A 23,904-nucleotide genomic window follows, 5' to 3' on the forward strand; every position below is an offset into this window, starting at 1 on the left:
GTCGTGGTGAAGGAATGGCTAAGACGCATCCGACGCCCCTGGCGCGCGCGGCGCCGGGGAAAGGAAGGATTCATCGAGTCTAACGCGGCCTTACTCATGGATTCCCGTTGGCCGATCAGCGCTTGATGTTGATCAGTTCCGCCAGCATCTCGTCGGCGGTGGTGATGATCTTGGACGAGGCCGAGTATGCGCGCTGGGTGGTGATCAGGCCGGTGAACTCGGTCGACAGGTCGACGGTCGAGGCCTCCAGCTGCTGGGCGCCCAGCAGGCCCGCGCCGCCCGTGCCCGGCGCCTTCAGGTTGTAGGTGCCCGAGTTCTGGCTGACCCGGAAGGCGTTGCCCGACACCTCGGTCAGGCTGTCGGCGCTGGGGAAGGTGGCCAGGGCGACCTGGGCGATGCGGCGCATGACGCCGTTGTCGAAGATGGCGGTGACGAAGCCCGTCTCGTCGATCTTGACCTCGGTCAGGTTCCCGAAGGCGGTGCCGTTCGTATAGGTGGCCTGGACGATCGAGGTGCTGTCGTACTGGGTCAGGCCGCCCGCCGAGGCGTTCAGGTCGAAGGTGATGGTTTGGGCGGCGATGCCCAGCGAGGGATCCCAGTTGCCGACCGGAGGGACCGGGCCGGCGGGCGCGGTGCCGTCGGACGCGCCGATGCTGAGCACCGCATTGGTCGGGTCGTCGAACAGGCCGGTGCCCGCCGGCCACCCCTGCATGGTGGCGACGTCCAGGCGGCCGTCCTGGGTGAAGGCGATGCGGCCCGAGCGCAGCAGGCCGAAGGCCGTGGTCGGATCGGCCGGGTTCGGCGGCGAACCCAGGTCGGTCACGATGCCCGCCGGAGCGCGGATTTCGGCGTACCACTCGTTGGCGACGTCGCTCTTGAGAAGGGCGATGGTGATGTTGCGCTGGCCGCCCTTGGAATCGGAGACCGGAACGGTGATCTCGAAGTCGGGCTTCACCCCCGTGGCCGGGTCGGTGGCGTACATCGACATGGAGTGGGTCGCCGGGTCATAGGCGGTGGCGCCGGCGGGCAGGGGAACCTGGGCCGATTCATTGATCGCCTGGCTCGACTTCAGGTTGGCGTTCAGGCTGACGCGGGTGGTCGGTTCGGCGGCGCCGCCGACCGAGCCGACGTTGATGGTGCGCAGGCGGCTCATGTCCGACGGGTCGCTGTTGACCGTGCCGTCGGCGGCCACCGGCCAGCCCTGCAGGTACAGCCCCGAGGTGTTCTGCAGATAGCCCAGGTCGTCGATCTTGAAGGCCCCGGCGCGGGTGAACAGGCGCGCGTCCGAGAGGGTCAGGTTCTCGGACTTCTCGGTCACGACGAAGAAGCCCTGGCCGGCGATGGCCAGGTCGGTGGCCGAACTGGTGCGCTGCAGTTGCCCGGCCTGGCTGATGAAGTGGCGGGCCGCCGCTTGGACCCCCCCGGCCGAATAGCCGACGCCCGCCGTCTGGGCGTTGACCACGGTGGAGAATTCCGTCGACGCGCGCTTGTAGCCGACGGTGTTCACGTTGGCGATGTTCTGCGAAATCGTCGAAAGGGCCGCGGCGTTCGCGGTCAGGCCGGACACGCCGGCCAGCATGGCGCCGTTGATGCTCATGGCGGGGGTTCCTTACGAGAGAAGATTGAGAGGGTTGAGGCGGGAGGCGAGGGCGTTGAGCGCGCCGGCGTCCTCCTCGGGATCGGGTTTGGCGGCGACCTTCTGCTCCTCCAGCGCGATCAGGCTGGAGACCGGCATGATCGACTTGCCGACGATGACGAAGGGCGTGCCGTCGTACATTTCGACACCCGTAACGCGACCGCGGATCAGCACTTGGGCGTCGACGTCCTTGCCCGCGCCGTCCTTGGCGACGACCTTCAACGTATAGACGCCGCCGTCGTCGACCTGGCCGCCGCCGGTGGTCTTGCCGTCCCACTTGAAGTCATGCAGGCCGTTGGTCTTGTCGGGGGCCTCGCCGCTCCAGACCACCTTGCCCGAAGCGTCCAGGACCTGAAGCGTGGCGTTGGTCGCGTCGGCCGCCAGTTCATAGCTCCAGCTGGCCTCGCCGTCCTCGAAGCGGGTGGCGGCCCAGACGGCGGTGGCGTCCTTGCCGATGTACTGGGCGGCGCCCGTCAGGCCGTCGCCCTGCTGGGCCTTCAGCAGGCTGGTCAAGAGGTCGTTGGTCAGGAGCTGCTGCTCGACGCCCGCCATCTGGGTCAGCTGGGCGGTGAACTCGTTGGAATCGACCGGCGACAGCGGATCCTGGTTCTTGAGCTGGGTGGTCAGCAGTGACAGGAAGGTCTGGAAGTTGGAGGCCAGCATCTGGCCCCCGGCGTTGACCCGGCCTGCGGCGTTGCTGTTGGAGACGGCGTCAACCATCGTCAGACCTTCAGATCGACGCGGTCAGGCGTCAGGGAAAGGGATGTCCAGGCGCCGGGCGGCGGCACGGCGGCGTCGGCCTCGGCGGCCAGGCGGGCGGCTCCGGCGAAGGCGCGACGGTCGGGCTGGCGCTCAAAGCCGCCGCCGAAGTTCGAGGACGGATCGCGCTCGGCGAACTCCAGCGAGTCCTCGGCCAGGTGGAAGCCGGCTTCCTGAAGCTGGCGGCGCAATTCGTCGGCCCGGCCACGCAGGTCGGCGGCGGCGGCCGGATTGTCGAAGGCCAGGCGGGCCGTCAGACGGCCGTCGCTGTCGATTTCGAGACTGACGTCGACGCGGCCCAGCTCCTCGGGCGTCAGGGCCATGTCGAAGCGCGTCGAACGGCCGTCCAGCGTCTTCAGGATGCGGGCGGCGATCTGAGCCGTCGTCTCGACCGTGGCGCGCGACAGCGTGGACAGACCGAGATCACGCGGAGCGCTCGAGGCGGACTGCGCCTCGGGGGCGGGGGGCGGAGCCTCGCCGTTGACCGTGGACGGGGTGTCGGGCGCGGCCGAGGAGATCGCGGCGGCGGCCGGGTCGGCCTGAGCCGCGCTGGCCGGGGCGTTGGCCGTAGTGCTGATCGTAGCGCCGGCCTTAGGCGAGGCGGCTGCGTTCGGACGGGCGGCGGGCTCCGAGCCGGAGCGCGGCTCCTGGGCGGCGTTCGCATCGACCTTCATGGGCGCGGCGGTCAAGGTCGAGGGTAACGGCGGCGGCTGCGACGACGGCGCGGCGCGTGGAGCGGTCGGGGCGGCGGGCGCGGGCGGCTCTTCGCCTTCCGCGACGGCGTCGGGCGCGTCGTCCAGACCCATCGTCGGCTGCGGTCGGGCGGGGGCGCTCGACGCAGCCACGGCGGCCAGGGCGGCGTTGACGGCGCGGTTTTCAGCCGGGCGGGCCGGAGGCGCGGCGGGGATAGCCCCGGCGGCCGTCTCCGGTGGCCGCGGCGCGGGCGACGGCGCCTCGGCAGAAGCCGGAGCGGCCGGGGTGATGACGGCGCCGGGCCGGGCCGGGGGTGGAGGCTGAGGCGCGCCCGGCTGCGGCGTCGCGGCCTGGGGCTGGGCGGAGGCGGGCGCCTCGGCGTCGGGCTGAGCCGTTGTAGCGGCCGGGGCCGAAGCGACGGGGACCTCGACGTCGGCCGGGACGGGCGCTGCTTCCAGGACAGGGGCCGAGGCGGCGGGCGAGGACGGGTCCGAAAGAGCATCGCCGCCGTCGAGCGCGGCGGGGAGCGTCGCCAGGGACGCAGGCGCGGCGACCGGCCAGAACGGCAGGGCGGCGGGATAGGCGGTCTCGCTCGACTCCCCCGCGGCGTCGGGCGAAGCGAGCGCGGGCGTTTCGGCGGCGGTCGCGTCCGGCGCAGGGACGGAAGCCGGGCTGGCCTCGGCCACCAGGGCGGCGAACAGGCCGTCGGGCGCCGCCCCCTCGGCGGAGGCGTCGCCGCCCGCGCCGGGGACGGCGACGGGCATCAGGACGGACAGGACGCTATGCGCGGACATGGCGGCGGCAGGCGCTTTCACGAGGGAGATGGAGGCGGCGCCTGCTGCGCCCGGGTCATTCGACAGGGCCGTCGCAAACGGCGGGCCAACTGGCGATGGCGGCGATAACCGTATGATATTGCTGATTAATGTGTGTGGTTTTGGGGCGGTTCATAGGGGCCGGGCGCCGGGCGCTTCTTGCCGCGCCCGTCGCTTTTTGCCGGGCGTGGGCGGCGCCGGGCGACTTGGCCCGCCGCTTGCGCCTCTGCTGGACGACTGCACAAGGGCCGAATGCCGATGTCTAATAAAATCAAAGAGATGGCTAGAAAGCCTGCTCAGAACGCCGGGCAAGATTTGCGCGGACGGCTGCAAGCCTTGCCGGGCGGCGCGCCCGTGGCTGGACCGAGAGGAGACGCCTGATGTCCCTGACGTCGATCATGAACATCGCCACCTCGGGCATGAACGCGGCCCAGACGCAGCTGCGGGTGGTTTCGGACAACGTCTCGAACGTCAACACGCCCGGCTATGTCCGCAAGATCGCCGACCAGCAATCCTGGGTCAGTCAGGGCGTCGGCGCCGGCGTCGAGATCGCGCGCATCCGCCTGGCCACCGACCGCTTCCTGCAGGCCGCCAGCCTGAACGCCAGCGCCGACGCGGGGCGTCAGACGGTGCGTTATGAACTTTATGACCGCATCCAGTCGCTGTTCGGCGATCCGGGCGCGGACAGCGGCTTCTTCTCTCAGATCGACAACGTCTTCGCCGCCTTCGCCGCCTCGGCCGAGAATGCGACCTCCAATCCTCTGCGCCAGGAAGCCCTCTGGAAGACGCAGGGACTGTTCGACGACGCCGCCCGCATCGCCGCCCAGATCCAGTCGGTGCGCGAGGACGCCGACGCCCGGATCAAGAGCGCGGTCGAGACGGCCAACGCCCTGCTGGAGCAGATCGAGAAGCTGAACGTCGAGATCGCCAAGGCCACGGTGGTCAACGCCGACGCCTCTGGCGCGCAGACCGCCCAGGCGGCGCTGATCGACCAGTTGTCGGGCCTGATGGACATCCGCATCACCGGCCGGGGCGTCGGCGGGGTCGAGATCCGCACCGGCGCCGGCATCCTGCTGGCGGGGCAGGGGGCGGCTCGGCTCGACTACGGCCGGGCGGGCGCCGTTTCGTCCGAGACGGTGTTCAACGAGGTGATGGTGATCGAGCCGCCGGCCGGCAGGCCGCGTTCCCTGGCCGAGGGGCTGACCTCGGGCGAGATCAAGGGGCTGCTGGAGTTGCGCGACGGCGAGGCTCCGGCGGCGGCCGAACGCCTGGCCGAGCTGATGACGCGCCTGTCTGATGAATTGAACCGGGCGCATAACGCCTCCTCGGCCGCGCCGCCGCCCAACAGCCTGACCGGGCGCAATGTCGGCCAGACGCTGGAGACGGCGGTGGCGGGCTTCACCGGCAAGACGTCCATTGTCATCACCGACGGCCAGGGCGTCGCCCTGCACCGGGTGGACCTGGACTTCGCGACAGTGAACCCGGCCACCTTCCTGGCTGACCTGAACGCCCAGTTGGGCGCGTTCGGCAGCGCCAGCTTCGTCGATGGGCGGCTGTCGATCCAGGGAGCCGGAACCAACGGCGTGGCTGTAGCCGACGATCCGGCCGCCCCCACGAACAAGGCGGGGCGCGGCTTCTCCCATTATTTCGGTCTCAACGATCTGGTCACGACCCAGCGTCCGGCGATCTATGACACGGGCCTGGCCCCGGCGTCGTCGCACGGATTCACGCCGGGCGGGACCATCACCTTCCGCTTCAGCGACGCATCGGGCGTCAAGCTGCGCGACATAGAGGTGGCCGTGCCCGGCGGAGCCGGCGACATGACCGGTCTGCTGGCGGCGCTGAACGACCCGGCGACGGGGGCGGGGCGGATGGGGACCTTCAGCCTGAGCGCATCGGGCGAGATGGTCTTCACCCCGCGCCCCGGCACGGGCGCGACCCTCGCGGTGCTGCAGGACCGCACGATCCAGGTTCCCTCGGGCGTGTCGATGAGCGACCTGTTCGGCCTGGGCGGGACGCGCGCCTCGCGATCGGACGCGTTCTCGATCCGCGCCGACATCGCCCGCGACCCGGCCCGCATGGCCCTGGGCCAGGTCGACCTGACGGTCGCGCCGGGCGTGGCGGTGGTGAGTCGGAACGACGCGCGCGGCGGCCGTCTGTTGGCCGGCGCGGACCAGAGGGCCTCGCCCTTTTCAGCGGCGGGCGGGGCGGCCGGGGGCTCCATGTCGGTGGGGCGCTATGCGTCGGAGCTGTCGGGCGAGATCGGCAGCCGGGCCTCGATGGCCAAGAACAGCGCCCACAGCGCCCAGGCCCTGGCCAAGGAGGCGACGGCGCGCCGCGTCTCCGTCGAAGGCGTCAATCTGGACGAGGAGCTGGTGCTGATGACCACCTATCAGCAAGCCTTTAACGCTTCGGCCCGCATGGTCCAGGCGGCCAAGGACCTGTACGACATCCTGCTGGGAATGGTGCGATGACCCGCGTATCGACCTATGGAAACTATCAATCGGCCCTGCTGGACCTGATGTCGGCCCAGTCGCGAGCCGAGGCGGCGCAGAAGAAGGTCAACACCCAGAAGAACGCCACCGACCTGGTCGGCTTCGGGCGAGGGGCGGAGACGGTCAGCGCGCTGAAGTCCAGCCAGACCCGCATCCAGAGCTTCATCGACACCAACACGTCGGTCGCCGCCCGGCTGGAGACCCAGGACCTGGCCATGGGCCGTGTCGCCGACGCCGCCACCGAGGCGCGCAAGGCCCTGGCCGACGCCATCGCCGCCGGGCGCATGGACGCGCTCGTGAGCACGCTCGAGAGCCTGTTCATGGAGGCTCAGGACGGGCTGAACGCCAAGCATCAGGGCAAGTTCCTGTTCGCCGGAGGCGCGATCGACCAGGCGCCGGTCCAGGTTGCGACCCTGGCCGATCTGGCGGCCCTGCCGGACGCGCTCTCGGCCTTCGGCAACGACCAGTTGAGGCAGACCTCCTGGCTGGACGAAAACGTGGCCCTGGACACCGGCTTCCTGGCGGACGCCATGGGCCAGGAGCTGTTCGCCATCTTCCGCGACATACAACTTGAGCACCAGACGACGCCGCTGGACGGCCAGATGAGCGACGCCCAGAAAGCCTTCCTGACCACCCAGATGGGCCGCTTCGAGGCGGCGGCGAAGGGCGTGGTCGAGCTGCAGGCCCGCAATGGCGGGATGCAGAATCGGGTTGAACGCCTGCTGGAGTCGCAGGAGGCGCGCAAGATTTCGGTCGACACCATCCTGGCCGGCAAGACGGACGCCAACATGGCCGAGGCGGTGACCGAGCTGGAAATGGCCCAGGTCGCCCTCCAGGCCTCGGCCCAGGTGATCAGCCAACTGCGCCGGGTCTCCCTGCTCGACTATCTGCGCTGAGGCGCCGCCGCCTGACCTCCGCCTGAACGAAAACCGCCCGGCGACGTTCACGAAGCTGCGCCGTGGCGGGAGAGCCGGGCTTGCGTCGAGGATCGCCGGAAGTGGTCGTGGATTGTCATCGGGCGTTGACGAGGGGCGAGAAGCGGAGCTTTAAGCGGCGTATGCGAGCGGGCGGGCCTGTGACAGTGTCGAACTCATGAAACGGGCCGCGGATTTCCAGATCGGCGAGGCGGAGGACGGGCAGGCGCAGCTGCGGCTGTCGGGCGACTGGTCGACCACCGCCGTCGGGCGCACCGGCGAACGGCTGAAGGCCGCGCTGGGGGGGCGGCCGGTGACGGCGCTGGATCTGGATGACCTGGGCCGGTTCGACACGGCCGGCGCCCTGGCCGTGGCCCAGGCCATGACGCGCGCCATTCCCGAGGCCGCCTGGACGGCCCGCCCCGAAGCCGGGCGCCTTTACCGCATGGTTGCGCGGCTGGACTGCATGACGGCCGAGCCGCCGCGCCGGTCGGCGGGAATGACGCGCGGCTTCGCCAAGGTCGGGCGCGGGGTCTATGACTTCGGCGCCGAGGCCATGCTGTCCCTGGCCTTCCTGGGGCGGTTGATGGCCGCCGTGGTGACGGCGCTGAAACATCCGGGCCGCATCCGCTGGGCCGCCTGGTTCAGCCAGGCCGAGCGCACGGGCCTGGACGCCATTCCGATCGTGGTGGTGACCAACTTCTTCATCGGCGCCGTGGTGGCCTTCATCGGGGTGGACCTGCTGACCCAGTTCGGCGCCGGGGTCTTCGCCGTGCAACTGATCGGCGTCGCCGTGTTCCGCGAATTCGCCGTGGTCATCACGGCCGTCCTGCTGGCGGGTCGTTCCGCCTCCTCCTTCGCCGCCGAAATCGGCTCCATGCGGATGAACCAGGAAGTCGACGCCATGCAGGTGATGGGGGTCGACCCGTTCCAGGCGCTGGTGATCCCGCGCCTGGCGGCCCTGCTGGTCATGCTGCCCCTGCTGACCTTCCTGGCCATGCTGGGCGGTCTTCTGGGCGGTCTGCTGGTGTCGTGGAGCCAGCTGAACCTGGGGCCGGCCTTCTTCCTGCAGCGGCTGGTCGAGGACGGCTATATGCCCACCCACATGATGGTCGGCCTGATCAAGGCGCCCGTCTTCGCCCTGGTGGTCGCGGCCATCGGCTGCCGCCAGGGGATGTCCGTGGCGGGCGACGTCGAGAGCCTGGGTCGTCGGGTGACGGCGGCGGTGGTGCAGGCCATCTTCGCCATCATCCTGCTGGACGCGGTCTTCGCCCTGATCTTCATCGAGCTGAACATATGACGGGCGCGGCGCGGGCAACCGAGGACCGGGAGCCGGTCATCCAGGTGCGCGGCCTGCTCAGCCAGTTCGGCGAGCGGGTGATCCATCAGGATCTCGACCTGGAGGTGATGCGCGGCCAGATTCTGGGCGTCGTCGGCGGCTCGGGAACGGGCAAGACGGTGCTGCTGAACTCCATCATCGGCCTGAAGGAGCCCGAGGGCGGGGAGGTCCGCCTGTTCGGCCGGGACCGCGCCGCCATGACCAAGGCGGAAGCCGAGGCGGTCGAGCGCCGCACCGGCGTCCTGTTCCAGCAGGGGGCGCTGTTCTCGTCCCTGACGGTATTGGAGAACGTGGCCTCGCCCCTGGTCGAGCACACCCGGCTGCCCAAGGCGACGATCCGCGAACTGGCGGAGATGAAGGTGGCCATGGTCGGGCTGAAGCCCGAGGCCCTGTATCTGAAGCCGGCCGAACTGTCGGGCGGGATGCGCAAGCGCGTCGGCCTGGCCCGCGCCCTGGCGCTGGACCCCGAACTGGTCTTTCTGGACGAGCCCACGGCGGGGCTCGACCCCATCGGGGCGGCGGCCTTCGATGACCTGATCCGTCAGTTGTCGGACGATCTGGGGCTGACGGTCTTCATGATTACCCACGACCTCGACAGCCTTTACGCCATCTGTGACGAGGTGGCCGTGCTGGCCGACAAGCGGGTGGTGGCCAAGGCGCCGGTGGCCGAGCTGGAACGCTCGGACCACCCGTGGATCAAGGAATACTTCCTGGGGCCGCGCGGTCGCGCGGCCCACAAGAGCGCGGCCTGAGGAGGACGCGAGACGATGGAAAGAGACGCCCACTACGCCGCCGTCGGCATCGCCACCATCGCCCTTGTGGTGGCGCTGGCGGTGTTCACCATCTGGCTGGCGCGACTGCAGTTCAACAAGGACTTCGACATCTACGACATCGTCTTCCACGGGCCGGTGCGCGGCCTGTCGGAAGGCGGCGAGGTCCACTTCAACGGCATCCGCGTGGGCGAGGTCACCGACCTGAACCTGAACCCCAAGCAGGCCGATCAGGTCATCGCCCGCGTCCGCCTGAACGGCACGACGCCGGTGCGCGTCACCTCGCGCGCCCAGTTGGAGCCCCAGGGCATCACCGGCCTGAATTACATCCAGATCACGGCGGGCGATCCCAACAGTCCTCTGCTGAAGAGCCAGTATCCCGAGCACGTGGTTCCGGTCATCCAGAGCCAGCCCAGCCCCATCGCCGAGCTGCTGAGCGGATCGGGCACGGTTCTGGCCCAGACGGTGGACGTCCTGAATCGCATCAACCGGGTCCTGTCGGACGACAACATCCGCAGCTTCTCATCCAGCGTGAAGAACGTCGAGGCCCTGACCGCCGAACTGGAAGCCCGCAAGGGCATGTTCCAGCAGCTCGAAGAGACGATCATCAAGGCCAACGCCGCCGTCGGCGAGTATCAGGCCTTGGGCGCCAGCGCGCGCCAGATGGTCGACACCGACGGCAAGCAGGCCATCGCCAACATCAACGCCGCGACGCGCGAGGCCCAGGCCGCCATCGCCTCGATCAACCGTTCGGCCACGGGCCTGGAAGGGCCGCTGGGCGACTTCGGCACGCAGACGGTGCCGCAGATGAACGACACCATCCGCCAGCTGGATCAGGCGACGCGCTCGCTGCAGGCGCTGATCGACAGCGTGCGCGAGAGCCCGCGCGACTTCATCGCCAGGGCCCCGTCCAAGGAAATCGAGGTGAAGCCATGATCCGCAACCGCCTGACCGTCGCGGCCGCCTGCCTTTTGCTTGGCGGCGCCCTGTCGGGGTGCGCCCTGCTGGCGACGCCCGATCCGGTGCAGCTCTATCGCTTCGGCGGGGCGTCGGCCTTCGCCGGGACGGGGGCGACCTCGGCCTGCCCTGACGTCAACGTCAGCATGCGCCGGGTGGACTTTCCCGAGGCGGCGCGCGGCGACCGCCTGCTAGCCGTGACCGGGGCCGAGGCCGCCTACATCAAGGGCGCGCGCTGGGTGTCGCCGGCCGAGACCTTGTTCGAGGAAGCCCTGCGCAACGCCTTCCTGGACGGCGCGGCCTGCACGGTGCTGAGCGCGGGGCCGATGGCGCGCGACGCCCTGACGCTGAGCGTCGACGTGCGCCGGTTCGAGGCCGCCTACGCCGCGCCGGGCGCCGTGCCGGATGCGAACATCGTGGTGCTGCTGCGTCTGGTCCGGCCGGGCGACCGTTCGATCGTGGCCGAGGACCGCATTTCGGTCAGCGAGAGCGCCGGCGAGAACCGCCAATCGGCCATCGTCGCCGCCTTCGACCGCGCCACCGCCGAGGCCAGCCGCCAGATCGTCCTCTGGACGGATCAGCAGGCCAGCCAGGCGACCCAGAACTAGTTTCCTTCTCCCACAAGGGGAGAAGGAAGAATTGAAAAACCCCGGCGGCCTCGCGGTCGCCGGGGTTTGTTCGTTCAGACGGGCGGGGGGATCAGGCGACGCCCGGGGCCACCGTGTAGTCGGCCTCGGTCTTGGCCGCGACCTCGTCCAGGGTCACGCCCTCGGCCAGTTCGATCAGCTCCAGGCCCGAGCCGTCCGGGTTGACGTCGAAGGTCGCCAGGTCGGTGATGATGCGGCTGACCACGCCCGTGCCGGTCAGCGGCAGGGTGCATTCCTTCAGAACCTTGGACTGGCCGTGCTTGTTGGCGTGCTCCATGACCACGACCACGCGCTTGACGCCCGCGACCAGGTCCATGGCGCCGCCCATGCCCTTCACCAGCTTGCCGGGGATCATCCAGTTGGCGATGTCGCCGTTCTGGGCCACTTCCATCGCGCCCAGGATCGACAGGTTGATGTGGCCGCCGCGGATCATGGCGAAGCTGTCGGCCGAGGAGAAGTAGGCGCTCTCGGGGATCTCGGTGATCGTCTGCTTGCCGGCGTTGATCAGGTCGGGATCTTCCTCGCCCTCATAGGGGAAGGGGCCCATGCCCAGCATGCCGTTCTCCGACTGCAGGGTCACGACCATGCCTTCGGGGATGTAGTTGGCCACCAGGGTCGGGATGCCGATGCCCAGGTTGACGTAGAAGCCGTCCTGCAGCTCCTTGGCGGCGCGTTCGGCCAGTTGTTCGCGAGTGCGGGCCATCAGGCGGCTTCCTTCTTGCGGACGGTGCGCTGTTCGATGCGCTTTTCGGACACGGTCTGGATCAGGCGGTCGACATAGACGCCCGGCGTGTGGATGCAGTCGGGGTCCAGCGAGCCGACGGGGACGATCTCCTCGACCTCGACGACGGTGACCTTGCCGGCTGTGGCCATCATCGGGTTGAAGTTGCGGGCCGTCTTGCGGAACACGAGGTTGCCGCGCTCGTCGGCCTTCCACGCCTTGATGATGGCCAGGTCGGCGACCAGGCCGGTCTCCATGATGTAGCGGCGGCCGTTGAACTCGCGCTCTTCCTTGCCTTCGGCCACCAGGGTGCCGACGCCGGTGGCGGTGAAGAAGGCCGGGATGCCCGCGCCGCCCGCGCGGATGCGCTCGGCCAGGGTGCCCTGGGGGTTGAACTCCAGCTGCAGCTCGCCGGCCAGGTACTGGCGCTCGAACTCCTTGTTCTCGCCGACGTAGGACGAGATCATCTTGGCGATCTGGCGCGTCTCCAGGAGCTGGCCCAGACCGAAGCCGTCCACGCCCGCATTGTTGGAGATGACCGTCAGGCCCTTGACGCCCGAGGCCTTCAGTCCCGCGATCAGGTTTTCGGGGATGCCGCACAGGCCGAAGCCGCCGGACATGACGGTCATGCCGTCGAATGTCAGCCCCTCCAGCGCGGACGTCACGTCAGCGTAGATCTTGCGCATCGCTCTCCCTTTTTCACCGTCTGATGAATATTGCGGTCTTATCCGTCCTTAAAGCGGGCGAGGGCGGCGGGCAAGCGGCAAGCGCGGCTGTCAGGCGGGCGATCCGTCCAAGCCTGACGGTTGACCCCGAAGGCGGAGGGCTCCAAACCGGACGCTACGTAAAATCGTCTCAGTGGGGAAAAATCTGATGCGTCATCGACTGCTGCGGGCCGCGCTGCCCGCCCTGGTTCTCGCCGCCGCCGTTCCGGCCCTGGCCCTGCCGGTTGCGGCGATGGCCCAGGACGCGGCGCCCACCTATCACCAGCCGCCGTCGCCGATCGCCCAGATCCTGGACGCCAAGCCCAATCCGGGCGTCAGCGTCAGCCCCGACCGCAAGACCCTGCTGCTGAGCGACCGCTCCAACCTGCCGGCCATCGCCGAACTGGCCGAGCCGATGCTGCGTCTGGGCGGCTATCGCATCAATCCCAAGAACAACGGCCCGGCCAACAGCCGCGTCTCCTGGCTGACGGGGCTCAGCTTCCAGGCGGTCGACGGCGGCGCCGCGCGCGCGGTGACGGGCCTGCCCGCCAATGCGCGCCTGACCAATGTGTCCTGGGCGCCGAACGGCCAGGCGGTGGCCTTCCTGATCAATGCGCCGAACGGGCTGGAGCTGTGGACGGCCGACGTCGCCCAGGCCAAGGCGCGCAAGCTGAACGGCCCCATGGTCAACGCTGCCGTCGGTTCGGGCTTCTCCTGGCTGCCGGACTCCTCGGGCCTGCTGGTGCTGGCGGTTCCGGCCGGGCGCGGCGTGGCGCCGAACGTGGACCATCCGCCGGAAGGCCCGATCGTGGACGAGACCGGCGGCCGCGCGGCCCCGGTGCGCACCTATCAGGATCTGCTGGCCAATGCCGGCGACGAAGCCCTGTTCACCTACTACTTCACCAGCCAGCCGACGGTGGTGTCGCTGAACGGGCGGGCCCGCACCGTGGGCCAGCCGGGCGTGGTGATGGACGCCTCGGTCTCGCCCGACGGCCGCTACGTCCTGCAGACGCGGGTCAAGAAGCCTTACTCCTATGTGGTTCCGGCGCGTCTGTTCCCGACCGATGTCATCGTCACCGACCTGAACGGGCGCGAGGTTCACCGCGTGGCCGACCTGCCGCTGCGCGACAATGTGCCGACGCCGTTCGACGCCGTGGCCCCCGGTCCGCGTTCGGTCCAGTGGCGGGCTGACGCCGACGCGACCCTGGTCTGGGCCGAGGCCCAGGACGGCGGTGATCCGCGCAACGCCGCCGAGGTGCGCGACCGCGTCTTCATGCTGCGCGCGCCGTTCAACGACCGTCCTCAGGTGCTGATCGACCTGAAGGAACGTTACGCCGGGACCACCTGGGGCCGGAACGACGTGGCCATCGTCAACAGCCGCTGGTTCAACACCCGCCACGAGACCCGCACCCTGGTCGATCCGTCGAACCCCGGCGCGGGCCGCGTCCTGGTCGATCGCAACTATCAGGACCGCTACAATGATCCGGGCTCGGTGGTGACCGAGCCGAACGCGCGCGGCCGCTCGGTCATGCGCTTCAACGCCGACGGCTCCAAGGTCTTCGTCGAGGGCGACGGCGCCACGCGTCAGGGCCAGTATCCCTTCCTCGACCTGATGGACCTGAAGACCGGCGAGACCGAGCGCGTCTGGCGCTCGGCCCAGGGCGAGTATGAGACGGTCGTCGGCGTGCTGGACGAGAACGGCCGCAAGCTGGTCACCTACCGCGAAAGCCGCAGCGACCCGGCCAACCTGCGCGTGCGCGACCTGGACGGCGGCGTGACGGCCCTGACCCACTTCCCGGACCCGGCGCCGCAGCTGGCCGGGGTCAGCCGCCAGCTGATCACCTACACCCGCGACGACGGGGTGGAGCTGTCGGGGACGCTGTATCTTCCCGCCGGCTACGACAAGGACCGCGACGGCCCGCTGCCGCTGCTGATGTGGGCCTATCCGGCCGAGTTCACCGACGCGGCCGTGGCCGGCCAGGTCGTTGACACCGACAACCGCTTCGTGCGCCCGTCGGGGTCGAGCCACCTGTTCCTGCTGACCCAGGGCTACGCCGTCCTGGACAACCCGACGATGCCGATCATCGGCCGCGACGGGGCCGAGCCGAACGACACCTACATCGAGCAGCTGTCGGCCAGCGCCAAGGCGGCGGTCGACGCCGTGGTGGCCCTGGGCGTGGCGGATCGCGAGCGCATCGCGGTGGGCGGCCACTCCTACGGCGCCTTCATGACGGCCAACCTGCTGGCCCACACCGATCTGTTCAAGACCGGCATCGCGCGTTCGGGCGCCTATAACCGCACCCTGACGCCGTTCGGCTTCCAGGCCGAGCAGCGCACCTATTGGGAGGCGACCGAGACCTATACGGAGATGTCGCCCTTCACCTACGCCAACAAGGTGAACGAGCCGATCCTGCTGATCCACGGCGAGGCCGACGACAACTCGGGCACCTTCCCGGTGCAGTCGGAGCGCTTCTATGCGGCGCTGAAGGGCAATGGGGCGACGGCGCGCTATGTCGTCCTGCCACTGGAGGCCCACGGCTACCGCGCGCGGGAATCGGTTGGGCACGCTCTGTACGAGATGTCGTCCTGGCTGGACCGCTGGATGAAGTAGAACGCAGCCCTTCTCCCCTTGTGGGAGAAGGTGGCCCGTCAGGGCCGGATGAGGGGTGTTGGCTCCATGCTTGATTGGAGCCGACAGCCTCGCATCCTCGCACCCCTCATCCGTCCGGCTACGCCGTCCACCTTCTCCCGCAAGGGGAGAAGGGTCATTTGTCCCATTCTGGGACATCGCCATACAGGCCGCTCAGGAAGTCGATGAAGGCGCGGACGCGGGTTTCGGCCCGCGCCCGCCCCGCCGTCAGGGCGAAGATCGCCACGTCGGACGAGCCGGCATATTGAGGCAGCACCACCTTCAGCCGCCCGTCCTTCAGTTCCTCGCCGACGTCCCAGGTCGAGCGCAGGGCGACGCCGAGGCCCGCCAGGGCCAGTTCGCGCGCCACTTCGCTGGAGTTGGTCCGCACCCGGCTGCGGGCGCGGAAGACGACGGGGCCTTCGGGGCCTTCGAGACGCCAGGTCGACTGGTTCTCGGCCGCCAGCTGGGCGTGTCGGCGCAGATCGTCGAGACTTTCCGGCGCGCCGTGCGCGGCCAGATAGGTGGGCGCCGCGCACAGCACCCGCCGGTTCGGTGCCAGCCGGTGCATCAGCGGGTTTTCCGCCTCATAGCTGCCGATCCGCACCGCCACGTCCACGTCCTCGGCCATCAGGTCGACGAAGGCATCGGACAGGTTCAGCTCCAGCGTCAGGCGAGGCTGTGCCGCCAGAAACGGCTGGAGCAGCGGCGCCAGCCGCCGCCGCCCGAAGGAGGTCGGGGCCGAGACGCGCAGCAGGCCGCGCGCCTGGGTCGTGCGGCGCGACACCACGGCCTCCAGGTCCTCGACCCCTTCTAGCAGTTGCGCCGCGCGGTCATAGACCAGCCGCCCCGCCTCGGTCGGAGCCAGGCGGCGCGAGGTGCGCTCGATCAGGCGCACCCCCAGCCGGTCCTCCAGCCGCGCCAGCCTGCGCGAGGCCACGGCGGGCGACAGGTCCAGCCGACGTGCCGCGGCGGACAGGCTGCCTTCCTCGAGAGCGCGGACGAAGATCTCGTATTCGGCCAGCATGGCGGCGCCTCATCTTTGTGGATTCGGCAAAGATAAGCGTCTTTCTTCGCCGTGGATAGTGCGTGCTGTCCAGAGTAGCTTTGAAGCTGCCGCCTCTCTCGATCGTCATCCTCGGCCCTGTGCCGAGGATTCAGAAACGCCGACGTTGATCGTGAGGGACGCCGCCCATTGGATTCTCGGGACAAGCCCGAGAATGACGGATGAAGGAAAAGCCTGTGACCCCCTGCGGGGCGCGGGACGAAGGAGACCGCCATGTTCGACGCCCCCGAAACCTCCGCCTACGTCCGCCACGGCGGGCTGAAGGTCGCCGCCGAACTGGACGTCTTCGTGCGCGATCAGGCGGCGCCTGGCACGGGCGTTACGGCCGAGGCCTTCTGGGCCGGGGTCGAGGGGCTGCTGGCCCGGTTCGGTCGCCGCAACCGCGACCTGCTGGAGCGCCGCGACCAGCTTCAGGTCAGGCTGGACGACTGGCACCGCGCCTATCCGGGCCCGCCGGATCAGGCGGCCTATCAGGCCTATCTGCGCGAGATCGGCTACATTGAGCCCGAGCGCGAAGACGTGCAGGCCGAGACGGCTGACGTCGACCCCGAGATCGCCAGCATGGCTGGGCCGCAACTGGTCGTGCCCCTGACCAACGCCCGCTATTTGCTGAACGCGGCCAATGCGCGTTGGGGCAGCCTGTATGACGCCCTCTATGGCACGGATGCGCTGGGCGAGGCGCCCCAGGCGGGCGGCTATGATGCCGAACGCGGCGCCCGCGTCATCGCCCGCGCCCGCGCCTTCCTGGATCAGGCGGCGCCCTTGGCCGAGGGCGGCCACGGCGAGGCGGTCGGCTATCGCGTCGAGGACGGGCGGCTGATCGTCGCCCTGTCCGGCGGGCGCGAGACGGGGCTGGCCGATCCGGCCGTCTTCGCGGGCCATGCGGGCGAGGCGCCGTCGCCGTCGGGCGTCCTGCTGCGTCACAACGGCCTGCATCTGGAGATCGTCATCGACCGCGCGCACCGCATCGGTCGGGATGACCCGGCGGGCGTCGCCGATGTCGTGGTCGAGGCGGCCCTGTCGGCCATCGCCGACGCCGAGGACAGCGTCGCCGCCGTCGATGCGGCGGACAAGCGGCTGGTCTACGCCAACTGGCTGGGCCTGATGCGCGGCGACCTTCAGGCCGAGTTCGAGAAGGACGGCCGCGCGGTCGAGCGGCGCTTGAACCCGGACCGCCTCTATACGGCGCCGGACGGCTCGGCGCTGGCGCTGAAGGGGCGCAGCCTGATGCTGGTGCGCAACGTCGGCCTGCACCTGACGACCGACGCCGTGCTGGACGCTCACGGGCGCGAGACGCCCGAACACCTGCTGGACATCGCCATGACCGGCCTGATCGGCCTGCACGACCTGAAGCGCCCGGCCATTGAGCGCAACAGCCCGGCGGGCTCGGTCTATGTCGTGCGGCCCAAGATGCACGGTTCGGACGAGACAGCCTTCGCCGACGACCTGTTCGGCGCGGTCGAGGCCATGCTGGGCCTGCCCGCCCTGACGCTGAAGATGGGCATTATGGACGAGGAGCGCCGCACCAGCGTCAATCTGATGAACTGCATCGCGGCGGCGAAGGGGCGGGTGGTCTTCATCAACACGGGCTTCCTGGATCGCACGGGCGACGAGATCCACACGGTGATGGAGGGCGGTCCCGTCGTGCGCAAGGAGGCGGTGCGCGAGACCGGCTGGATCAAGGCCTATGAGGACCGCAACGTCGACATCGGCCTGAAGGCGGGCCTGTCGGGCCGGGCCCAGATCGGCAAGGGGATGTGGGCCGCGCCCGACCGCATGGGCGACATGCTGGCGGCCAAGGCGGGCCATCCGCGCGCGGGCGCCTCGACGGCCTGGGTGCCTTCGCCGACGGCGGCGACGCTGCACGCCCTGCATTATCACGAGGTCGACGTCTGGGCGCGGCAGGCCGAGATCGCAACGCGTCCCGCGACGGGACTGGCGCCCCTGCTGACCCCGCCGTTCGCGACGGGAACGCCCGGCGCCGACGAAATCCGGCAGGAGCTGGACAACAACGCCCAGGGCATCCTCGGCTACGTCGTGCGTTGGGTGGATCAGGGCGTCGGCTGCTCCAAGGTGCCGGACATCCACGACGTGGGCCTGATGGAGGACCGGGCGACGCTGCGGATCTCCAGCCAGCACCTGGCCAACTGGCTGCGCCACGGCGTCACGACCGAGGAAGAGGTCATGGCGGCCCTGAAGCGGATGGCCGTGGTGGTGGACCGCCAGAACGCGGGCGATCCGGCCTATCGCCCCCTGGCGCCCGCCTATGACGGCCCGGCCTGGCAGGCGGCCTGCGACCTGGTCTTCAAGGGCCGCGAGCAGCCGAACGGCTACACCGAACACCTGCTGACCCACTGGCGGCGCAAGGCCAAGGCGGGCTGAAGCTCACAAGAAAACCCCTGCAATCCCATAATGAAACATTCGCTTGCCCTGCTGGCGACGTCGCCCTAGAGAGCTTGACGTTAACGTTTCATTAACCATTGTTCGGGCGGCCGTAGCCGCCTGAACGCTGGAAAGTGTGCCGAAATGGGATGGCACGCCTCTTGGAACGCTGACCGCTGAAGCCCTCGCGGAGAGGGCGCCGCGATCTGCGGCCAAGGGGAGGCGACTGGTGAAGCTCGGGGGGACCACTTCCACTGCGAAGCGCGCAAGCACGCGCCTGGCGGCCTGTGCATTCGGCGCGCTGGCGCTGGCCGCTGCGGCCGCCGCGCCGGCGAGGGCTGAGACAATGGTCGCCGACGGCGCGCGGCTGGACGTCGAGGTGACGGGCCGCATCACGGCCAGCTGTCGCCTGGCGGGCGGCGGCGACATCGATTTCGGTGAACTCACCGGCGGCCAGCAGGTCGATGCGGAATTCGCCCTGGCGTGCAACGTGCCCTTCGACATCAGCTTCCAGTCGCAGAGCGGCGGCCTGGCTCACGTGAGCAAGCCGCGCGGCGAGGGGCCCTTCGCAGGCCTGCTCGGCTACACCCTGAGTGTCGCCATCCCGACCCTCAGCCCCCATGCGGCGACGCTGGGCGGCACGTTCGCCAGTCAGAACCTGATGGCCAAGAAGACCCTCAGCAGCGGCGACGGCATCGCCCAGGGCGGCGGCCGCATCCAGATTCGCACCGATCGATTGGAAGGCGCTGGTCTTCTGGCTGGCGAGTATTCGGAAGTGCTAAATATCACTCTGACGCCAAGAGTGTAGCGCTCCAGCTGCATTATCAATGTATTCGATAGATTTCTAGGCGACCGATCTTGATATGATCGGTCGCTAAAGGTGTTTAATTGGGGCAGTTTATTTATCCCCTTGCGGTTGAATTGAAGAAAACATGCCTAACGGCGGTTTATTTTCATTGACTTGCTTTTTAGCGTCTTGCTAACAAATCCTCAGATCGGGGGGGCTTCTCCATCTCGGTCGGCACATTTCGTCAGAACCTCGCTTGGAGAATTCCTATGAAAATCGCTTCGATCCTCGCCGGCGTCGCCATCGCCGCCCTGTCCGCCTCGGCCGCTTCGGCCGAGATCAAGACTTATGGGCAGTACACTCTCGGCGCCGCTGCTCCCGTCGGCCCGATCAACGGCGGCGCTGCCGGGGCTGCCTATAATGCGAGCCAAGTCCGCACCATCGCTTCGGGCGGGACGATCCCCGGCGCTTCCACCTCCAACGTTTCGGCCTGGGCGGTGAACAGCAACTCCGCGGACATGCGCGGCACGGCTTCGACCTCGGACGGCGCGACGTTCACGCTGCAGGGCAAGGTGTCGCCGAGCTGCATCTTCTACTCGGGCGACAACACGACCCAGACCCTGGATTTCGGCACCATCGGCATCTGGGCGGATGAAAACGCCGGCCCGAACAACGCCTTCCGGATGTCCGGCCAAGCCTACTTCAACATCGACACCAACCTGGCCGGCTGCAACACCGCCAACACGGTGACGCTGTCGAAGACGCACATGACCAATGCCTCGGCCTCGGCGGCTGGCTATGACACGAACGTCTTCACCAACCAGCTGCGCTTCACGGCCGACGCCAAGTACACGGCGGGCGCCAAGGGCGTGGCCGCCAATGCTGCTGAAACCACCCTGTCCCTCACGCGCGAACAGATGACCAAGCCCGCTGAGCACGGCGCCTGGAAGTCGCGCATGAACATCTATGTGCTCGTTGGTCAGCCGGACAAGGCTCTGGTCGCGGGCGACTACGTCGGCTCGGTGTCGATCCAGCTGCAAGCGCTCTGATCCGTCAGTAGCGCTGAAACGAGCGGCGGCCCTGCCGCCGCTCGTTCTCAATTTAGTGATGTCTGACTGGCAGAACGACTGTTTCCGAATGAGCTGGAGCGCCTGATGCCCAACCGCAAGTCTGTCCGTAAGAGTGTCGTGGCGCTGGGCTCTGCTGTCGCGCTTCTGGCCAGCGTTACCCTGTTCGCCGCCGGTGCATGGGCTATGCGGGTTTCCCCCATGGTGTCGGAGCTGACGACGACGGGGGCGGGTTCAGCTGCCCGGATCGAGGTCGGAAATGTCGGCTCGGCCACACTGCCGTTCGAGACCATGATTACTCGGATGGACATGGACTCCGACGGGAACATCGTCGAGACACCGGCCGATGAGGATTTCCTGGTATTTCCCCCGCAGGGGCTGGTCCCTGTCGGCGGCCGCCAAGTGGTGCGGGTCCAGTGGGTCGGCGAGCCCGCTGTCGATTCCTCGCAAGCCTATTATCTGTGGGTGAAGCAACTGCCGGTGGTGACCGACCCCAATGCGCCGGAGAGCGGGGGAGCGTTGTCGGTCCAGGTGCTTTACACCATGAAGGCGCTGATCGTCGTGGCCCCGCCAGGCGCTCAACCTAGGGTCGAAATCGTTTCGGTTTCGCCGGCCATGGTGACGCCGCCGGCCCCCCAGGTCGATCCGAGCTTGAGCGGCGATGAAGCGCCGCCCCCGCCGCCCGCCGAACCTGGCGTGGAAGTGGTCGTGACCAACTCGGGCAAGAGATACGCGCTGATGAGCGGCGCGACCTGGATCATCGAGGGGACTGACAAGAGCGGCGACGCCTTTCGCCGGGAATACGCCGGAGGTGAAATTTCCCAACTTGTCGGCGTCGGCTATCTGGCGCCGCTAGGCGGCAAGCGGACGTTCAAACTGCCGACCGGCGTCGAACTGGACCCGGCCAAGCCGGTGAACGTGCGGTTCGCGCGATGAAAACAACGGGGGGGCAGGTGCTGCGGGGCGCAGCATCAAGGATCGCTTTGGTGACCGCCGTGATGGCCGTGCCAGGCGGCTGGGCCCACGCCCAGGTCACGGGGCTGCTTCACACTGCGTCCCAGGCCGTCGCCCAGGCGGCTGATGTGGTCGCGCCTCAGCCTGCGGCCGCTGAAGCGGCGCGGCAAACGCGGCCGAACATCAATCCGTACGAGCGCGACATCGCCATGACGGTGCCGCTGAATTTCAACCGGCGCGTTCTGGGCGAGATGCCTGTGGTGTTGACGCGCGACGATCGTTTCATTGTCGAAAGCGCCGGGTTCCGCGCACTGATCGATCCCTTGCTGACGCCCGAGGCGCAGGAGGAGTTGCGGCTGAAACTTGAAGGGGTGGACTCCTTTGCCCCGGAAGAGATCAACGAGACCGGCATCAAGCTGGACTATGATCCCGATCAGCTGGCGGTTCTGGTGCTGCGCATCGACCCGACCAAGAGGTCGGTCGAATCCCTGTTCCAGGGCGGCCGTCCTGAAGCGCCGGGCAGTGCGCCCGAGGACTTCAGCGCCTATCTGAACACCAATCTCGCGGTGTCGCGGCGACAGTCGACCGGCGACATCTCTTCGCCCAGCGTCTTTTTCAACGGGGCGATGCGCTACAAGAGCCTGGTGTTCGAGGCCGACGTCCAGGGGCGTGAGGACTTTTTTTCGGGCGATTACGAGATCGAACGTCGGTACGCGCGTTTCGTCTTCGATCAGCCCGAGGACTATCGCCGCTGGTACCTGGGCGATCTCAACGTGGAGACACGCGGCCGCCAGGGCTTTGTCGAAATGGGTGGCGTCGGCGTGACCCGTCAGAGGCAGCGTTTCGACAGCTACCGCAACAATGTTCTGGCCGGCGGTCGTCAGCTGGTGTTGCAGGAATCCTCGACGGTGCGTGTCCTGCGCAACGGCGTCTTTGTGCGCGAGTTCCAGCTCGATCCGGGCCAGTACGACGTCTCCAACCTGCCGCTCGACACCGGTTCGAACGACATCCAGCTCGAGATTCAGAATGAGTCCGGCCGCCGCGAGACCATCGCCTATAGCGCCTATCTGGATTCCATCGAACTGGAGCCGGGCGACTATGAATACGGCGCCTATTTGGGCGTGACGAACGCCGGCTCATTCGGCTCGCCCGACTATTCGGACGGCGACCTGGCGTTTAGCGGGTTCTGGCGCAAGGCCTTTGTGAACCGCCCCGCCGTCGGCTTGGGACTTCAGGCCTCTGATACGGTCCAGAACGTCGCTGGCCAGACCCAGTTCATCCTGCGCAACGGCGCGCGCCTGCAGCTGGACGCTTCGGCCAGCCATGCTGACGGTGGCGCCGGCTACGCCTATGCGGTGAGCGTCGACCATTTTGTCGATATGGGCGGAACCTACGACAGCTGGACGGTCGTGGCCGACTACACGTCGGAGGACTACGCGACGCTGGGCAATGAGTCCGGGATCAATCCGGCTTCCTGGGTGTTCACCGGCGGTTATTCGCACCAGTTCTCCGAAAACTGGACGGCGACGATGAGCGCCTCCTACCGCCTGGGACGCGGCGACGCCGACGATTCCTATGCGCTAAGCGCCGTCAGCTCCTATCGCTTCACCCCGCAGTGGAGCCTGCAGGTCGGGGCCGAATGGATCGACTACGGCGCCAATTTCGGCACGCGCGGCGCCGGTGGCGCCGGTGTCACACTGGCCCTGGTCTGGCAGCCCCGCTACGACCGTCGCGCCGAAGCGCGCTACAGTTCGGCGCGCAACAACGGCAGCCTGCGCTTCCAGCAGTCCACGGAAAACCGGGTCGGCTCCTTCGGCTATTCGGTCGCCTCGACCTATGACGACGGGCCCGGCACGGTGAGCGGCCAGCTCGACTATGTGGCCAATCGCTTCGACGCCAGCCTAATGCACACCACCTTCGGGCGGAGCTTCAGCAACATCACCGACGAACAGGTGACCTCGTTGCGCGTCGGCACGTCGATCTCGACCGCGGGCGGCAAGGTGGCGGTCGGGCGCAACATCTACGACAGCTTCGCCATCCTGTATCCGCACGAGACGCTGAGGGACAAGCCGGTCATCGTCGGAGAGTCGTTCGAGCGCGGCAACTACACCTCGCGCAGCGGCGCCTTGGGGCCGGCGGTGGCGAATTCCCTGAGCTCCTATGTCGACCAGTCGGTCCGATACGACGTGCTGAACGTCCCGCCGGGTTATGACATCGGCGAGGGCGTGCGCCGTGTGCGGCCGACCTACAAGAGCGGCTACGCCATCCAGGTGGGCAGCGACGCCTTCGTCTCGGCCCTGGGCCGCCTGGTCGGCAACGCCGGCAAGCCTGCGGCGTTGATCTCGGGCCGCGTGCGTCCGGTGGACGATCCTGCGGCCGAACCGGAACTGTTCTTCACCAATTCGGTCGGCCGTTTCGCCATCCAGAAGCTGGTTCCGGGCAAGACCTATCGCGTCGAGTTGTTCACATCGCCTGGCGCCGGGTTCGAGTTCACCGTCCCGGCTGACAACGAAGGCTTGCTGGATCTCAAGACTGTCGCCGTGCCGGTCGACATCACCGACCAATGAACGGG

General features: G+C 68.4%; 18 protein-coding genes. 12 read left to right on the forward strand and 6 right to left on the reverse strand.

Annotation, left to right across the window (positions count from 1 at the left end; translation table 11 throughout):
* Nucleotides 1–115: 115 nt before the first annotated feature.
* Genes flgE through D8I30_RS14780 form a run of 3 tightly spaced genes read right to left on the reverse strand, consistent with a single transcriptional unit; the run spans nucleotide 116 to nucleotide 3,882 of the window.
* Nucleotides 116–1,597 (reverse strand): flagellar hook protein FlgE, encoded by a 1,482-nt coding sequence (flgE, locus tag D8I30_RS09260; protein ID WP_121482490.1) that lies wholly within the window; start codon nucleotides 1,595–1,597, stop codon nucleotides 116–118.
* A gap of 12 nt (nucleotides 1,598–1,609) precedes the next feature.
* The gene (locus D8I30_RS09265; protein ID WP_121482491.1) at nucleotides 1,610–2,356 is read right to left on the reverse strand and encodes a flagellar hook assembly protein FlgD; all 747 of its coding nucleotides are present in this window, start codon (nucleotides 2,354–2,356) and stop codon (nucleotides 1,610–1,612) included.
* Nucleotides 2,357–2,358: 2 nt separating this feature from the next.
* Complete coding sequence (locus D8I30_RS14780; RefSeq protein ID WP_240387201.1) at nucleotides 2,359–3,882, reverse strand: flagellar hook-length control protein FliK; 1,524 nt, start codon at nucleotides 3,880–3,882, stop codon at nucleotides 2,359–2,361.
* A 398-nt stretch (nucleotides 3,883–4,280) separates the two neighbouring features.
* On the opposite strand from D8I30_RS14780, the gene flgK reads away from it, so the two are divergent.
* The 6 genes from flgK (at nucleotide 4,281) to D8I30_RS09300 (ending at nucleotide 10,983) form a co-directional block, all read left to right on the forward strand.
* A complete protein-coding gene (gene flgK, locus D8I30_RS09275; RefSeq protein WP_121482492.1) occupies nucleotides 4,281–6,374 on the forward strand; it encodes a flagellar hook-associated protein FlgK in 2,094 nt (697 codons plus the stop codon).
* Nucleotides 6,371–7,291, forward strand: coding sequence for a flagellin (locus D8I30_RS09280; protein ID WP_121482493.1), 921 nt, complete (start codon nucleotides 6,371–6,373; stop codon nucleotides 7,289–7,291). The genes flgK and D8I30_RS09280 overlap by 4 nt, the downstream gene beginning before the upstream one ends.
* A 196-nt stretch (nucleotides 7,292–7,487) precedes the next feature.
* Nucleotides 7,488–8,609 (forward strand): ABC transporter permease, encoded by a 1,122-nt coding sequence (locus D8I30_RS09285; RefSeq protein WP_121482494.1) that lies wholly within the window; start codon nucleotides 7,488–7,490, stop codon nucleotides 8,607–8,609.
* Complete coding sequence (locus D8I30_RS09290) at nucleotides 8,606–9,400, forward strand: ABC transporter ATP-binding protein (RefSeq protein ID WP_121482495.1); 795 nt, start codon at nucleotides 8,606–8,608, stop codon at nucleotides 9,398–9,400. The genes D8I30_RS09285 and D8I30_RS09290 overlap by 4 nt, the downstream gene beginning before the upstream one ends.
* 15 nt (nucleotides 9,401–9,415) lie before the next feature.
* A complete protein-coding gene (locus D8I30_RS09295) occupies nucleotides 9,416–10,354 on the forward strand; it encodes an MlaD family protein (RefSeq protein ID WP_121482496.1) in 939 nt (312 codons plus the stop codon).
* The gene (locus D8I30_RS09300) at nucleotides 10,351–10,983 is read left to right on the forward strand and encodes an ABC-type transport auxiliary lipoprotein family protein (RefSeq protein WP_121482497.1); all 633 of its coding nucleotides are present in this window, start codon (nucleotides 10,351–10,353) and stop codon (nucleotides 10,981–10,983) included. The genes D8I30_RS09295 and D8I30_RS09300 overlap by 4 nt, the downstream gene beginning before the upstream one ends.
* Before the next feature lie 91 nt (nucleotides 10,984–11,074).
* On the opposite strand, the gene D8I30_RS09305 is transcribed toward D8I30_RS09300, so the two are convergent.
* A complete protein-coding gene (locus D8I30_RS09305; protein ID WP_121482498.1) occupies nucleotides 11,075–11,725 on the reverse strand; it encodes a 3-oxoacid CoA-transferase subunit B in 651 nt (216 codons plus the stop codon).
* Nucleotides 11,725–12,429 carry a CoA transferase subunit A gene (locus D8I30_RS09310; RefSeq protein WP_121482499.1) on the reverse strand — a complete coding sequence of 235 codons (705 nt, stop codon included), beginning with the start codon at nucleotides 12,427–12,429 and terminating at the stop codon, nucleotides 11,725–11,727. Before D8I30_RS09310 ends, D8I30_RS09305 begins: the two co-directional genes overlap by 1 nt.
* Nucleotides 12,430–12,616: 187 nt before the next feature.
* Between D8I30_RS09310 and D8I30_RS09315 the strand changes: the two genes are divergently transcribed.
* Nucleotides 12,617–15,058: a S9 family peptidase gene (locus D8I30_RS09315; protein WP_240387202.1), complete on the forward strand. Its 2,442-nt coding sequence runs from the start codon at nucleotides 12,617–12,619 to the stop codon at nucleotides 15,056–15,058.
* Between the two features lie 154 nt (nucleotides 15,059–15,212).
* Here the strand turns inward: D8I30_RS09315 and D8I30_RS09320 are convergent, their stop codons facing one another.
* Nucleotides 15,213–16,103, reverse strand: coding sequence for a LysR family transcriptional regulator (locus D8I30_RS09320; protein ID WP_121482500.1), 891 nt, complete (start codon nucleotides 16,101–16,103; stop codon nucleotides 15,213–15,215).
* A gap of 252 nt (nucleotides 16,104–16,355) precedes the next feature.
* On the opposite strand from D8I30_RS09320, the gene D8I30_RS09325 reads away from it, so the two are divergent.
* The 5 genes from D8I30_RS09325 to D8I30_RS09345 all read left to right on the forward strand — a co-directional run bounded on the left by D8I30_RS09325 (nucleotide 16,356) and on the right by D8I30_RS09345 (nucleotide 23,899).
* Nucleotides 16,356–18,524, forward strand: coding sequence for a malate synthase G (locus D8I30_RS09325; RefSeq protein ID WP_121482501.1), 2,169 nt, complete (start codon nucleotides 16,356–16,358; stop codon nucleotides 18,522–18,524).
* Between the two features lie 346 nt (nucleotides 18,525–18,870).
* Nucleotides 18,871–19,332 carry a hypothetical protein gene (locus D8I30_RS09330; protein WP_121482502.1) on the forward strand — a complete coding sequence of 154 codons (462 nt, stop codon included), beginning with the start codon at nucleotides 18,871–18,873 and terminating at the stop codon, nucleotides 19,330–19,332.
* A gap of 248 nt (nucleotides 19,333–19,580) precedes the next feature.
* Nucleotides 19,581–20,360, forward strand: coding sequence for a hypothetical protein (locus D8I30_RS09335; RefSeq protein WP_121482503.1), 780 nt, complete (start codon nucleotides 19,581–19,583; stop codon nucleotides 20,358–20,360).
* Nucleotides 20,361–20,465: 105 nt separating this feature from the next.
* Entirely contained in the window at nucleotides 20,466–21,314 is an 849-nt protein-coding gene (locus D8I30_RS09340; RefSeq protein WP_121482504.1) for a fimbria/pilus periplasmic chaperone, read from the forward strand.
* 50 nt (nucleotides 21,315–21,364) lie between these two features.
* Nucleotides 21,365–23,899, forward strand: coding sequence for a hypothetical protein (locus D8I30_RS09345; protein ID WP_205570687.1), 2,535 nt, complete (start codon nucleotides 21,365–21,367; stop codon nucleotides 23,897–23,899).
* The last annotated feature ends 5 nt before the right edge of the window (nucleotides 23,900–23,904 follow it).

The organism is Brevundimonas naejangsanensis, assembly GCF_003627995.1.
In the GTDB taxonomy this organism is placed as follows: Bacteria; Pseudomonadota; Alphaproteobacteria; order Caulobacterales; family Caulobacteraceae; genus Brevundimonas; species Brevundimonas naejangsanensis_B.